14 protein-coding genes are annotated in these 12,716 nt (G+C 75.6%); 11 read left to right on the top strand and 3 right to left on the bottom strand.

Going from position 1 to position 12,716, the window contains the following annotated elements; genetic code table 11:
• Positions 1-35 precede the first annotated feature (35 nt).
• The gene (locus ACFVSN_RS18790) at positions 36-698 is read right to left on the bottom strand and encodes a DUF4232 domain-containing protein (RefSeq protein ID WP_387956190.1); all 663 of its coding nucleotides are present in this window, start codon (positions 696-698) and stop codon (positions 36-38) included.
• 223 nt (positions 699-921) lie between these two features.
• On the opposite strand from ACFVSN_RS18790, the gene ACFVSN_RS18785 reads away from it, so the two are divergent.
• The 9 genes from ACFVSN_RS18785 (at position 922) to ACFVSN_RS18745 (ending at position 10,795) form a co-directional block, all read left to right on the top strand.
• A complete protein-coding gene (locus tag ACFVSN_RS18785) occupies positions 922-1,659 on the top strand; it encodes a phosphotransferase family protein (protein ID WP_387956189.1) in 738 nt (245 codons plus the stop codon).
• 105 nt (positions 1,660-1,764) lie between these two features.
• Positions 1,765-2,355: a sigma-70 family RNA polymerase sigma factor gene (locus ACFVSN_RS18780; RefSeq protein ID WP_387956230.1), complete on the top strand. Its 591-nt coding sequence runs from the start codon at positions 1,765-1,767 to the stop codon at positions 2,353-2,355.
• Between the two features lie 104 nt (positions 2,356-2,459).
• The gene (locus ACFVSN_RS18775) at positions 2,460-3,413 is read left to right on the top strand and encodes a MerR family transcriptional regulator (RefSeq protein WP_387956188.1); all 954 of its coding nucleotides are present in this window, start codon (positions 2,460-2,462) and stop codon (positions 3,411-3,413) included.
• 205 nt (positions 3,414-3,618) lie between these two features.
• Entirely contained in the window at positions 3,619-4,902 is a 1,284-nt protein-coding gene (locus ACFVSN_RS18770) for an NAD(P)/FAD-dependent oxidoreductase (RefSeq protein ID WP_387956229.1), read from the top strand.
• 17 nt (positions 4,903-4,919) lie between these two features.
• The gene (locus ACFVSN_RS18765) at positions 4,920-5,717 is read left to right on the top strand and encodes a DUF1365 domain-containing protein (protein WP_387956228.1); all 798 of its coding nucleotides are present in this window, start codon (positions 4,920-4,922) and stop codon (positions 5,715-5,717) included.
• The gene (locus ACFVSN_RS18760) at positions 5,714-7,012 is read left to right on the top strand and encodes a class I SAM-dependent methyltransferase (protein ID WP_387956187.1); all 1,299 of its coding nucleotides are present in this window, start codon (positions 5,714-5,716) and stop codon (positions 7,010-7,012) included. Before ACFVSN_RS18765 ends, ACFVSN_RS18760 begins: the two co-directional genes overlap by 4 nt.
• 71 nt (positions 7,013-7,083) lie before the next feature.
• Positions 7,084-7,863 carry a DUF1295 domain-containing protein gene (locus ACFVSN_RS18755; protein ID WP_387956227.1) on the top strand — a complete coding sequence of 260 codons (780 nt, stop codon included), beginning with the start codon at positions 7,084-7,086 and terminating at the stop codon, positions 7,861-7,863.
• Complete coding sequence (locus ACFVSN_RS18750) at positions 7,860-9,179, top strand: cryptochrome/photolyase family protein (protein ID WP_387956186.1); 1,320 nt, start codon at positions 7,860-7,862, stop codon at positions 9,177-9,179. The genes ACFVSN_RS18755 and ACFVSN_RS18750 overlap by 4 nt, the downstream gene beginning before the upstream one ends.
• A gap of 122 nt (positions 9,180-9,301) precedes the next feature.
• On the top strand, positions 9,302-10,795 hold the full coding sequence (locus ACFVSN_RS18745) for an SDR family oxidoreductase (protein ID WP_387956185.1): 1,494 nt from the start codon (positions 9,302-9,304) through the stop codon (positions 10,793-10,795).
• On the opposite strand, the gene ACFVSN_RS18740 is transcribed toward ACFVSN_RS18745, so the two are convergent.
• On the bottom strand, positions 10,767-11,147 hold the full coding sequence (locus ACFVSN_RS18740) for a hypothetical protein (protein WP_387956184.1): 381 nt from the start codon (positions 11,145-11,147) through the stop codon (positions 10,767-10,769). The two genes, ACFVSN_RS18745 and ACFVSN_RS18740, sit on opposite strands and share 29 nt — an antisense overlap.
• A 128-nt stretch (positions 11,148-11,275) precedes the next feature.
• Between ACFVSN_RS18740 and ACFVSN_RS18735 the strand changes: the two genes are divergently transcribed.
• Positions 11,276-11,704: a MerR family transcriptional regulator gene (locus ACFVSN_RS18735; RefSeq protein ID WP_380442876.1), complete on the top strand. Its 429-nt coding sequence runs from the start codon at positions 11,276-11,278 to the stop codon at positions 11,702-11,704.
• A gap of 1 nt (position 11,705) precedes the next feature.
• Positions 11,706-12,035, top strand: a complete 330-nt coding sequence (gene trxA, locus ACFVSN_RS18730) for a thioredoxin (protein ID WP_387956183.1) — start codon at positions 11,706-11,708, stop codon at positions 12,033-12,035.
• Here trxA and ACFVSN_RS18725 read toward each other — a convergent pair.
• Positions 12,028-12,702: a DUF998 domain-containing protein gene (locus ACFVSN_RS18725; RefSeq protein WP_387956182.1), complete on the bottom strand. Its 675-nt coding sequence runs from the start codon at positions 12,700-12,702 to the stop codon at positions 12,028-12,030. The two genes, trxA and ACFVSN_RS18725, sit on opposite strands and share 8 nt — an antisense overlap.
• Positions 12,703-12,716 lie beyond the last annotated feature (14 nt).

Below are 12,716 nucleotides of genomic sequence, written 5' to 3'. Positions count from 1 at the left end.
ACGTGACGGGCGCCGCGCCTGGGACCGTGCCGGTGCTACTTGGGTGCCGCCGTCATGGAGGCGACCGCCTCCGCCGTGGTGGCCCGGTAGAGGCCCATGCGGGGGTTCAGGACGCGGACGCCGTCGGGGAGCGGGAAGTTCTGGGTGTTCGCGAGGGGCATGTTGGTGCCCTCCTCGTCGGCCAGGACGTTGAGTTCGTTGATGCCGGGGGCGGTGCCGGTGGTGGCGCCGCTCGGGTCGAGGTCGATCACGGCGTAGGCGTTCTTGCCGGCCGGGACCGGGAAGCGCGAAGTGCCGCTGGCGAGCACCGGCTTGATGTTCTTGCTCTGGTCGCGCGCGGCGGAGTTGCCCAGGTCGACCCCCGGGGACGAGCTCAGGGTGCAGGCGCTCGCGCCGGTGTTGCGGACGTCGATGACCCACTGGTTGGGCGCCCCGGCGCGTGCCGTCACGTGGATCGAGAGGTGCTGGATGTCGCACGGGTCGGTGGCGGCGCCGGTGCCCCCGGTGGGAGGCGTGTGCGTGGCGGGGCGCGACGCGGCGCCCGTCGGGGGCGTGACGGCTCCCTTGGTGGGCGCCGCGGTGACCGTCGGGCCGGCGACCGGGTCGGCGTTGTCGGGCCCGCAGGCGGTCAGGGCGAGTCCGGCCCCGACGACGAGGACGGCGGGGACGAGCAGCGGGCGGCGGTTGCGGACGGACATGGTGGCTCCCCGATGGCGGTTCGTGCTGACTGCGTGGACACCTCACAGGACGGTCGTCCGACGGCATTCGGTGGCACGCGTGGCGTCACAATCATCAGGACATGACAGGGACGCGACCGTGACATTCCGTCAGGTGTGGCGCGGTTGACACGACGAGCCGTCCGGAGTCGGCCGGTCGGATATTCCCTGCGACATCCACGGCCCTCCCGGGATACTGCTCGCCATGGATGAGGTCGAGGTAGTCGTCGCCCATTCCGAGCGCGCGACCCTGCGCGTCGGCGACGTGTTCCTGAAGGTGGACGCCGACCGGGCGCGCATGGACGTCGAGGTCGAGGCGATGGCCCTGGCGCCGGTGCCGACGCCGGAGGTGCTGTGGCACGAGCCGCCCGTGCTCGCGATCGCGGCGCTGCCGGGGCGGGCGCTCGGCCGGCTCGGCGAACCGTCGACCGCGTCACCGGCGGCGTGGGCGGCCGCCGGCGCCGCCGCACGGAGGTTGCACGACGCACCGTTGCCGCCGTGGTCCGCCCGGGGAGTGGACGAGTTGGCGGCGGACCTCGACCGCGAGTGCGCGTGGCTCGTGGCGAACGCCGTCCTGCCCGCCGACCTCGTCACCCGCAACCGGCGGGTCGCCGAGGCCGCGCTGCGGCCGTGGACCCCGGTGTTCACGCACGGCGACCTGCAGACCGGTCACGTGTTCGTCGACGGCGACGAGGTCACCGGCATCATCGACTGGTCCGAAGCCGCCCGGGGCGACGCCCTGTTCGACCTCGCCGTCCTGACGCTCGGCCACGAGGAGCACCTCGGCGACGTCCTCGCCGGCTACGGCGCCGACGTGGACGCCGACGTGATCCGCGCGTGGTGGTCGTTGCGGAGCCTGCTGGCGAGTCGCTGGCTGGTCGAGCACGGCTTCGACCCGTCCGCGCCGGGCTGCGAGTTCGACGTGCTCAAAGCCCGGATGTAGGAAGCCCGCGCGGGCAAAACGCTGCACAGACGCTGCGAGTAGCCCTGGTCATCCGCCCGGCCGCACCGTTGCCGTGTGACCCTCTGCACGCAGCAGCGACCCGATGTGCAGCCCCTCCCCTGGATCAACGACGTGGCGCCCGAGGAGTTGCGCCGGCTCGTCGTGGCCGTGGCGGGCGGGAGCGAGGAGGCCTTCGCCCGCCTGTACGACGCCGTCGCCGGACCGGTCTACGGCACCGCCCTCCGGACGCTGCGCAATCCGGCGCACGCCGAGGAGGTGGCGCAGGAGGTGCTGCTGGAGGTGTGGCGCGGCGCCGCCGGGTACCGGCCGGAGCGGGGCACGGTGATGGCGTGGGTGCTCACGATCGCCCGCCGCCGCGCCGTGGACCGGGTCAGGTCGGTGCAGGCCGCGTCGGACCGGGAGGCACGCGTCGCGTCGCTCGAACCGCCCGTCGGCGAATCGGTCGTCGACCTGGTGGAACACGGGCTGGATGTGGAGCGGGTACGGGCGGCGCTCGCGGGGCTGAGCCGGGTGCAGCGCGAGTCGCTGGTGCTGGCGTACTACGGCGGGTACTCGCAGCGTGAGATCGCGCAGATGCTCCGCGTGCCGCTGGGCACGGTCAAGACGCGCATGCGGGACGGGCTGATCCGGCTGCGGGCGTCGTTCGCCACCGGTCCTGCGGTCGGCCTCGGATGAGTGCCGGCCCGAAGGCCGTCGGCCGGGACCGCCGGCCGGACGACAATGGGTGCACCTCCGGTGACTCTCCGGGGGCCTCGGACACCCCGTTCCCGGAGGACCTGATGGCCGAACCGCCCGTGCCCGACGCCGGGATGCCCACCGGGAGCGTGGCCCGGCGCCTGGGCGTGTCGCCGACGACGGTCCGCTCGTGGGAGCGCCGCTACGGCATCGGCCCGTCGGACCGGGAGCCCGGGCACCACCGCCGCTGGAGCGCGCGCGACATCGCGGTGCTGGAGGCCATGTGCCGGCTGACGGCCCGTGGTGTCCCGCCGGGCGAGGCCGCGCGGGTGGTCCTCGCGACGGCGAGTGCGGAGCCGCTCCAGCCCGAGGAGACGGCGGCCGCACGCCCCGGCGGAAGCCGGGCGCTGCGCGTGGGGACGGTACGCCCCGAGTGCCGCGGCCTGGCCCGGGCGGCCGTGCGGCTGGACGCCCCGGCGGTGGCCCGGATCCTGCGCGACGCCGTCCACGCGCTGGGGGTCGTGGACGCGTGGACGGAGGTGATGATGCCCGCGCTGCGCGCCGCCGGCCGCAAGTGGGCCGCCGAGGGCGAGCAGTACGTCGAGGTCGAGCACCTGTTGTCCTGGCACGTGGCCTCGGTGCTGCGGCATGCCGCCGTCCAGCCCGCGGCGGTCCGGGCGGTGCCGCCGGTCGTGCTGGCCGCGATGCCCGCCGAGCGGCACACGCTGCCGCTGGACGCCACCGCGGCCGGGCTGACCGCGCGCGCCCTGCCGTTCCGGATGCTCGGGTCGACGGTCCCGCCGCGGGCGCTGCTCGACGCGGTGCAGCGGATCGGCCCGGGTGCGGTGATGCTCTGGTCGCAGGACCGGCGGACGGCCGACCGGCAGCTGGTGCGGCGGGTGACCGACAGTGCGTGGGGGCCGCGCGGCTCCCGCGGCCGGGCGGTGGTGCTGGTCGCCGGTCCCGGCTGGGACCGCTCCCGGCTGCCGGCCCGCACCGCGAGCCCCCGCACCCTGGCGGGCGCGCTCGACCTGCTGGAGGAAGCGGTCGTCCCGTAGGCCCGGCCGCGGCACACCGGCGGCGCCACAGCCCGATCCGTCGGCCGATGCCCCGACCAATCCGCCGAATGGACGGCTCCGAAGGTTCGGTGCAGACAGCACCCGGGCCGCACCCGCGGCCCCGACGAACCGAGGGGCCTTCGTGACGACAGTCGACACCGTCTCCACCTCCGGAGCCGTCCCGCGGCCCCGGAGCGGACCGCCCGTGCGCCACGCGGCGGTGGTGGGCGCCGGCGTGGCCGGGCTCACCGCCGCGTACGAGCTGTCCGGGGCGGGCGTGCGGGTCGAGCTGTTCGAGGCGGACGAGCGGCTCGGCGGGCACGCGCACACGCAGGAGGCCGTCGGGCCGGCCGGGCGCGCGGCGGCCCTGGACACCGGGTTCCTGGTGCACAACGAGCGCACCTACCCGCACCTCGTGCGGCTGTTCGCCGAGCTCGGTGTGCGCACCCAGGTCAGCGGCATGAGCCTCTCCGTGCACTGCGACGGGTGCGGCCTGGAGTACGCCGGTGCGCGCGGCCCGGCCGGTCTGCTGGCCCGGCCCGGGGCCGCGCTGCGCGGCCGGTACCTGCGGATGCTGGCCGAGGTGCCGCGCTTCCACCGGCGGGCCCGCCGCCTGCTCGCGAGGCCCGGGGACGACGGCCCCAGCCTGCGCGAGTTCCTCGCCGCCGAGGGCTTCTCGCCGTACTTCGTGAGCCACTTCATGACGCCCGTGGTCTCGGCGGTGTGGTCGTGCGCGCCGGATCTCGCGGGCGACTACCCGGCGCGCTACCTGTTCAGGTTCCTCGACAACCACGGCCTCCTCAGCGTGAACGGCTCGCCGACCTGGCGCACGGTCGTCGGCGGCTCCCGGACGTACGTCGAGCGGATCGCCGGGAAGCTCGCCGAGCGGCAGGGCACGGTGCACCGGTCGGCCCCCGTCCGGGCGGTGCGCCGCCACCCGGGCGGCGTCACGGTCGTCACCGCGGACGGACGGCGCACCCGGGCGGACGCCGTGGTGATCGCCACCCACGCCGACCAGGCGCTGCGGCTGCTCACCGACCCGACCGACGCCGAGCTGGAGGTCCTCAGCGCCTTCCGGTACTCGCGCAACCCGACGGTCCTGCACCGCGATTCCTCCCTCCTGCCGGAGGCCGGCTGGGCCCGGGCCTCGTGGAACTACCGGATGCCCGCGTGCGACGGCCCCGCCGACCGGGTGCGGGTGAGCTACCACCTCAACCGGCTGCTGCGGCTGGACACCGGCGACGACTACCTGGTCACGCTCAACGAGGACGAGCACGACACCGTCCCCGAGGACCTGGTGGTCTCCCGCACGGTCTACGAGCACCCGATCTACACCGCCGGGACCGTCGCCGCCCAGCGCCGCCTCCCCGAACTCGCCACCGCCAGGACCGCGTTCGCCGGCGCGTACCACGGCTGGGGGTTCCACGAGGACGGCTGCCGCTCGGGTGTCCGCGCGGCCCTGTCCCTGCTCGGGGCGGAGGCGCCGTGACCGCCGAAGTCCGCCGCCTGCCCGGCCCCTGGGGCGCCGTGCTGTACGAGACGCACACCGCCCACGTGCGCACGGCCCCGCTGCGGCACGCCTTCCGGCACCGCGGCTACCTGTGGCTGGTGGATCTCGACCGGCTCCCCCGGCTCCCCTGGCCGCTGGGAGCACTGGCCTCCTTCCGGCCCCGAGACCACCACCTCGACCCCGGCTACGGGAACGCGACGATCCGGCAGGACCTCCAGGACCACCTCGCCGCCCGGGGTGTGCACCTGGGTCGCGGCCAGGTCCTGATGCTCACTCAGGCCAGGTCGCTCGGCCACGTGTTCAACCCCCTCACCGTGTACTGGTGCCGCGACGAGGCCGGGCGCCCGCTCTGCACCGTCGCCGAGGTGCACAACACCTACGGCGGCCGCCACCGCTACCTGCTGCGCCCGGACGCCGAGGGCCGGGCCGGGACGCCGAAGGAGTTCCACGTCTCGCCGTTCTTCCCGGTCGACGGCGGCTACCGGATGTCCCTGCCGGAGCCGGGCGAGCACCTCCGCCTCGCCGTCCACCTGGAGCGCCCCGGCGGGCGCGTCTTCACCGCCACCGTGCGCGGCACCGCACACCCGGCGAGCCCCGCCGCCCTGCTGCGGGCCGCCCTGCGGCACCCGTTCGCCACGCAGGCCGTGAGCCTGCACATCCGCTACCAGGGCGTCCGGCTGTGGCTGCGCGGCCTGCCCGTTCACCCCCGACCCGTCCACCCCCGGCCCGTCCCCGACACCGCCCAGCCCTCCGCCGGGCACCCCGTACGCGAGGAAGAGGTGCCCTCCGCATGACCACCACCCCGGCCGCCCCGCGGTCGGCGCCACCCGCCCCGCCGACCCCGGCCGTCGACCCCGCCCGCTGGCCCGACGTCGCCCGCGTACCGCACGCCCCGCTGCGCGCCGCCGTCGCCGGCCGGCTGCTGCGCCGGGTCGCCGCCCACCGCGGCCTGCGCGTCGAACTCCCCGGCGGGAGCGTCCTGCGCCCCGCCGCACCCGGCGCCCCCGTCCTGCGGCTGCACCACCCGCGGGCGTTCCTCCACCGCGTCGGCGAGAGCGGCCTGATCGGCTTCGGCGAGGCCTACCAGGCCGGCGACTGGGACAGCCCCGACCTGACCGCCCTGCTCACCGCGCTCGCCGCCGCCCCGCAGACCCTCGTCCCGGCCGGCACCCGCTGGCTGCGCCGGCTGTACGTCCAGCGCCCGCCGGCCGCCGAGTCGTCCACGGTCGACGGCGCCCGGCGCAACATCCCGCGCCACTACGACCTGTCGAACGACCTGTTCGCACTCTTCCTCGACCCGACCATGACCTACTCGGCGGCGCTCTTCCCGACCGGCCCCGGCCGGGCGCCGCTCGCGACCTGGGACGGCCTGCCCGCCGCCCAGCACCGCAAGATCGACCGGCTGCTCGACCTCGCCGGCGTCGGCCCCGGCACCCGGCTGCTGGAGATCGGCACCGGCTGGGGCGAACTGGCGCTGCGGGCGGCCGCGCGCGGCGCCCGGGTGGTCAGCCTCACGCTGTCCGAGGAACAGCTCGCCCTCGCCCGCCGCCGGATCGCCGAGGCCGGGTACGAGGGACGGGCCGAGGTGCGGCTCTGCGACTACCGCGCCGCCGAGGGCGCGTACGACGCCGTGGTCAGCGCGGAGATGATCGAGGCCGTCGGACGGCCGTTCTGGCCGGGCTACTTCCGCACGCTCGACCGGGTCCTCGCGCCCGGCGGACGCGTCGCCCTGCAGGCGATCACCATGCCGCACGACCGGATGACCGCGAGCAGCCGCACCTACACGTGGATCCTCAAGTACGTCTTCCCGGGCGGCCTGATCCCGTCCCTGCGGGCGGTCTCCGAGACCGCCGCCCGGCACACCGCCCTGCGCGTGCGCGCGGCCGACGCGTACGGGCCGCACTACGCCGAGACGCTGCGGCTGTGGCGCGAGCGGTTCACCGCGCACGCCGGCCAGGTCGCGGCGCTCGGCTTCGACGACGTGTTCCGGCGCACCTGGGAGCTGTACCTCGCGCACTCCGAGGCCGGGTTCCGCGCCGGCTACCTGGACGTCCACCAGATCCTCCTCACCCGCGGGGCGCCCTCGTGAGCCGGGCCGTCCCGGACGGCGGCGCGTTCGCGCTCAACCTCGCCGTCACCGCCGCCGCCGTCCTCGCGATCATGCTCGCGACGTTCGTCGTCGGGGTGCGCACCGGTCGGCACCGGGCGGTCGACGTCGCGTGGGGCCTGGCCTTCGCCGAACTCGCGCTCGTCGGCTACCTCCTGTCGGACGGTGAGGGCGACCCCGGCCGGCGGGTGCTCGTCACCGTGCTCGTCGCGGTGTGGGGCGTCCGGCTCTCCGCCCACCTGTGGTGGCGCGCCCGGGGCCTGCCGGAGGACCGGCGCTACGCCCGCATGCTCGCCCGCGTGCCCGAGGGCCCGGCCCGCGTCCGGTACGCGCTGCGCAAGGTGTACCTGCTCCAGGCCGCGATCGTCTGGTTCGTCTCGCTGCCCGTCCAGGCGGCGCAGTACGTGCCGTCCCCGCCCGGCGCGCTCGCCTGGGCCGGGGTCGGGCTGTGGAGCGTCGGCCTGGCCTTCGAGGCGGTCGGCGACCGGCAGCTCACCCGCTTCAAGGCCGACCCCGCCAACCGGGGCCGGATCATGGACCGCGGCCTGTGGCGCTACACCCGCCACCCCAACTACTTCGGCGACGCCTGCGTCTGGTGGGGCGTCTTCCTGCTCGTCGCCGACACGCCCGTCGGATGGGCGTTCGTCCTCAGCCCCCTCCTGATGACCTGGTTGCTGGCGTTCGGCAGCGGGAAGCCGATGCTGGAGCGCCGGCTCGCCGCCGAACGCCCCGGCTGGGCCGAGTACGCGGCCCGCACCAGCGGGTTCGTGCCGCTGCCGCCGCGCCGGGACCCGAGCACCCCGACCGCACCACCTGCGAGGCCCCACCCGTGACCGTCTCCATCGCCCTGTTCACCCAGGACCTGCGCCTGCACGACAACCCCGTCCTGCACGCCGCCCGCGCCGCGGGCGACGAGGTCGTGCCGCTGTTCGTCCTCGACCCGGCCGTCGAGGCCGCCGGCTTCGCCGCCCCCAACCGGCTGGCGTTCCTCGCCGACTGCCTCGCCGACCTGGACACCTCGCTGCGGCGCACCGGCTCCCGGCTCGTGCTGCGCCGCGGTGACACCGCCGAGCAGGCGGCGCGCGTGGCGACCGAGGCCGCCGCGGGCACCGTCCACCTCGCCGCCGGGGTCAGCGCCTACGCCCGGCGGCGCGAGGCCGCGCTGCGCAAGGCCTTCGGCGACCGCCTGCACGTCCACGACGCCTCGCTGACGGTCGTCGGAGCGGGCCGGCTCACCCCGGCGAACCGCGACCACTACGCGGTCTTCACCCCGTACCACCGCGTCTGGCAGGAGGCCCCCTGGCGGACCGTCCTGGGCGCGCCCCGGAAGCTCGACACGCCGGACGGCATCGGCGGCGAGGACCTGCCCACCGCCCGCCCGGCCTCGCCCGCCCTGCCGCGCGGAGGCGAAACGGCCGCCCGCGAGGTCCGGCGCCGCTGGGACATCGACGCGTACGCCGACATCCACGACGACCTCGCCGCCGACGCCACGTCCCGTCTCTCCCCCTACCTGCACTTCGGCTGCCTGTCCCCCACCGAACTCGCCGTCCGCGCCCAGCAGCACGGCGGCGACGGAGCCCAGGCCTTCGTCCGGCAGCTAGCCTGGCGCGACTTCCACCACCAGGTGCTCGCCGCCCGCCCCCACGCCGCCCGGCGGGACTACCGCACCAAGGACGACCACTGGCACCACGACGACGGCGAGGCCGAGGCGTGGCGCCGGGGCCGCACCGGCTACCCGATCATCGACGCGGCGATGCGCCAGCTCGCCCACGAGGGCTGGATGCACAACCGCGGCCGGCTGCTGACGGCGAGCTTCCTCGCGAAGAGCCTCTACCTGGACTGGCGCATCGGCGCCGCCCACTTCCTCTCCCTGCTCGTCGACGGCGACGTGGCCAACAACCAGCTCAACTGGCAGTGGGTCGCGGGCACCGGCACCGACACCCGCCCCAACCGGGTCCTCAACCCGCTGCGCCAGGCCGACCGCTACGACCCGGACGGGACGTACGTCCGCCGGTGGGTGCCCGAACTCGCCCACCTCCCGGGGGCCGCCATCCACCGCCCCTGGCTCCTCGCCCCCGACTACCCGGCGCCGATCATCGACCCCGACACGCTCACCGCGCGGCTGCGGCACGCCCGGGGCCTGGACTGACAGGGTGGCCCGGCGGGCTCCGCCGATCCGTCCGGGCCACCGGCTCCGAAGACCGCGCGACGCCTTCCGAGGACCCCGACATGAACAACCCGGCATAAACAACCCGACATGAGCGACCCGACATGAGCAACCCGCCCCCCACCCCGCCGCGCTGCCTGGTGACCGGCGCGACCGGCTACATCGGCGGCCGCCTCGTCCCCGAGCTGCTCGCCCGCGGCCACGCCGTCCGCTGCCTGGTGCGCGACCCCGGACGGCTGCGGGACCAGCCCTGGCGGGCGCGGGTCGAGACCGCCGTCGGCGACGTCACCCGGCCCGCCACCCTCACCGGCGCCTTCGACGGCGTGGACGTCGCCTACTACCTCGTCCACTCCCTCGGCACCGGCCCCTCGTTCGAGGCCACCGACCGGGAGGCCGCCCACGCCTTCGGGGCCGCCGCAGCGGCCGCGGGGGTCTCCCGGATCGTCTACCTCGGCGGGCTCGTCCCCGACGGCGTCGACGAGAGCGGGCTCTCCCCGCACCTGCGCTCCCGCGCCGAGGTCGGCGGCATCCTGCGCGCCAGCGGCGTGCCGACGGCCGAACTGCGCGCCGCCGTCATCATCGGCTCCGGCAGCGCCTCCTTCGAGATCCTCCGCCACCTCACCGAGCGCCTGCCCGCGATGGTCACCCCGCGCTGGGTCGCCACCCGCATCCAGCCGATCGCCGTCCGCGACGTCCTGCGCTACCTGGCCGGCGCCGCGCTCCTGCCGCCGTCGGTCAACCGGACCTTCGACATCGGCGGCCCCGACGTCCTCACCTACCGCGAGATGATGCGGCGCTACGCCCGGATCGCGGGCCTGCGCCGACGCGTCATCTTCCCCGTCCCCGTACTCACTCCCGGGCTCTCCAGCCACTGGGTCGGCCTCGTCACCCCGGTGCCGGGCTCCATCGCCCGGCCGCTCGTCGAATCCCTGCGCCACGAGGTCGTGTGCGGCGAGCACGACCTCGCCCGGTGGGTGCCCGACCCGCCGGAGGGCCTCACCGGCTTCGACCGGGCCGTGGCGCTCGCCCTGCGCCGCATCAAGGACGCCGACGTCGCCACCCGCTGGTCCTCCGCCTCCCTGCCCGGCGCCCCGAGCGACCCGCTGCCCACCGACCCCGACTGGGCCGGCGGCAGCCTCTACCAGGACCTCAGGGAACGCACGGTCGCCGCCGCACCGGCCGACGTCTGGCGCGTGGTCGAAGGCATCGGCGGCGACAACGGCTGGTACTCCCTCCCCCTCGCCTGGGCCCTGCGCGGCCTCCTCGACCGCCTGGCCGGCGGCGTCGGCCTGCGCCGGGGCCGCCGCGATCCGGCCCGCCTGCGGGTCGGGGACTCGCTCGACTTCTGGCGGGTCGAGGAGATCGAACCGGGCCGCCTGCTCCGGCTGCGCGCCGAGATGCGGCTCCCCGGCCTGGCCTGGCTGGAGCTCTCCGTCACCCCGGACGGGGACCACGGCACCCGCTACCGGCAGCGCGCGCTGTTCCACCCGCACGGCCTGGCCGGACACGCCTACTGGTGGTCGGTCGCGCCGTTCCACTCGGCGGTCTTCGGCCGCATGGCCCGCAACGTCACCGAACGCGCCCGCCGGGCGGGCTGAGCGTCAACAGCCACCGCCAGCGGGGCAGCTCGGTACCGCAACAGGCGAGCACGAGGACGGAGACGAGCACCGCCGCCCACACCGGGAACAGCAGCCAGGCGGCGACGACGGCCCCCGCGAGCTCGGCGAGCACCATCAGGACCGTGACCCACCCGGGCACCGCCACGACCGTCCCCGGCTTGTCCCCGGGCGTCTGCAGCACGGCCGGCACGCCGATCAGCACGACGTCCACCCCGATCGCCAGCAACACCGAGTGCGGCCACAGCGCGATCGGCAGCCCGACCCACCCGACCAGCTCCAGCCCCGCCCTCAACCCGGTGGCGTACCAGGGCTCTTCGTACGTCCGCGCCATCGTCGCCTCTCCCCCGTCCACGAGTGCCGGGGCAGCGTAGCGCGCGACGGACCCCGGGCCCACCCGTCCCGCCGGTCCGGACGGCGCCGCTGGCGTTGACGTCGGCGTCAAGGTCTAGCGTTCTCTCCATGCGGATCGGCGAACTGGCGGCACAGGCGGGGACGACCACCCGCACCCTTCGGTACTACGAGTCGCGCGGGCTGCTGCCCGCCCGGCGCAACGGCAACGGGTACCGGGCGTACGACGAGGCTGACCTGCGGCTCCTGCGGCAGATCCGGACGCTGCAGGACTTCGGCTTCGACCTGGAGCAGACCCGCCCGTTCGTCGAGTGCCTCCAGGCCGGGCACCCGGAGGGCGACTCCTGCCCCGCGTCGCTGGACGTCTACCGCGGCCGGCTCGCCGAGCTGGACGAGTGCCTGGCGCGGCTGCACGAGGTGCGCGACCGGGTCGCCGCCCAGCTGGCCCGCGCCGAGCTCCGGGTCGAGGCCGAGCATCCGGGCGGGCCCGAACCGCACTGCGAGCTTTCCACCAACCATGCCCAGACGAAGGAGAGTTGAGATGACGGGAACGGAAATTCCGGCCGTGACGGACGCGAGCTTCGCCGCCGAGGTGCTCGCGGCCGACGTGCCCGTCCTGGTGAAGTTCACCTCCGACTGGTGCCCGCCGTGCCGGATGGTCGCGCCGGTGCTCGCGGAGATCGCCCGGGAGAAGGCCGGGGAACTCAAGGTCGTCCAGTTGGACGTCGACACCAACCCCGAGTCCCAGGCCGCGTACTCGATCCTCTCCATGCCGACGATGGTGCTCTTCCGCAACGGCGAGCCCGTGCGCAGCATCGTCGGCGCGCGGGCGAAGGCCCGGCTGCTGCGGGACCTGGCCGACGTCATCTGACGGCCGGACCTCGGGCGCACCCGCCGGCCAGGGCCCGCCGGGTACCGAGGGCCAGCAGGACCACCCCGGCCGACGCCGCCAGGGCGAGGGCCCGTTCCGCGTAGCCGGCGCCGGCGTGACCGTGCAGCCCGATGAAGGCGATCACGCCGATGAACATCACCGGGCTGAAGGCCAGGGCGCCCCCGGACCAGCCCTGCCACGCCGGGTTCGCGCGGAAGTGGGCGGCCAGGACGGACGGGGTGATCACCATGACCGGGAAGCCGACGAACGAGATCGCCAAGTGCCCCGTCGCCTGCCACGAGCCGGACCCGAGGCCCTGCACGCACCCGGGGTCGGCGGCCCGGCAGTCGAGGCGGAAGAGGACGTCCCACACGTTGTCCAGCCCCAGCGGCGACGCGGCGACGAGCCAGGCCCCCGCCGGTCGCCGCCCGCCGGGGGCGGCCAGGGCCGGGCCCAGCGCGAAGAGGGCGAACGCGATGGTCAGGACGCCCGCGACGCCCTGCGCCGCGAGCACGAGCCCCGCGTGATCGGCCGTCCGCGCGCCCAGGTCGCTGATGCCGTGCGCAGAGCTGCGATAGCCCTGGCCTTCCGTCAGACCGCCGACCAACCACACGGCGGTGAAGAGGACTTGGGCGACGACCGCGCCCCGGACAAGTGCCATCCGCATGCTCTGCTCCCCCC

The sequence above is a fragment of the Kitasatospora sp. NPDC057904 genome, assembly GCF_042887925.1.
GTDB lineage: Bacteria > Actinomycetota > Actinomycetes > Streptomycetales > Streptomycetaceae > Kitasatospora.
This window is presented reverse-complemented; position numbering and strand designations above follow the sequence as displayed.

Coding starts and splice junctions, on each gene's coding strand:
- ACFVSN_RS18740 (WP_387956184.1), bottom strand. CDS start 11,147: ATGGCGCGGACGTACGAAGAGCCCTGGTACGCCACCGGGTTGAGGGCG.
- ACFVSN_RS18755 (WP_387956227.1), top strand. CDS start 7,084: ATGCTCGCGACGTTCGTCGTCGGGGTGCGCACCGGTCGGCACCGGGCG.
- trxA (WP_387956183.1), top strand. CDS start 11,706: ATGACGGGAACGGAAATTCCGGCCGTGACGGACGCGAGCTTCGCCGCC.
- ACFVSN_RS18725 (WP_387956182.1), bottom strand. CDS start 12,702: ATGCGGATGGCACTTGTCCGGGGCGCGGTCGTCGCCCAAGTCCTCTTC.
- ACFVSN_RS18760 (WP_387956187.1), top strand. CDS start 5,714: ATGACCACCACCCCGGCCGCCCCGCGGTCGGCGCCACCCGCCCCGCCG.
- ACFVSN_RS18785 (WP_387956189.1), top strand. CDS start 922: ATGGATGAGGTCGAGGTAGTCGTCGCCCATTCCGAGCGCGCGACCCTG.
- ACFVSN_RS18735 (WP_380442876.1), top strand. CDS start 11,276: ATGCGGATCGGCGAACTGGCGGCACAGGCGGGGACGACCACCCGCACC.
- ACFVSN_RS18745 (WP_387956185.1), top strand. CDS start 9,302: ATGAGCAACCCGCCCCCCACCCCGCCGCGCTGCCTGGTGACCGGCGCG.
- ACFVSN_RS18775 (WP_387956188.1), top strand. CDS start 2,460: ATGGCCGAACCGCCCGTGCCCGACGCCGGGATGCCCACCGGGAGCGTG.
- ACFVSN_RS18790 (WP_387956190.1), bottom strand. CDS start 698: ATGTCCGTCCGCAACCGCCGCCCGCTGCTCGTCCCCGCCGTCCTCGTC.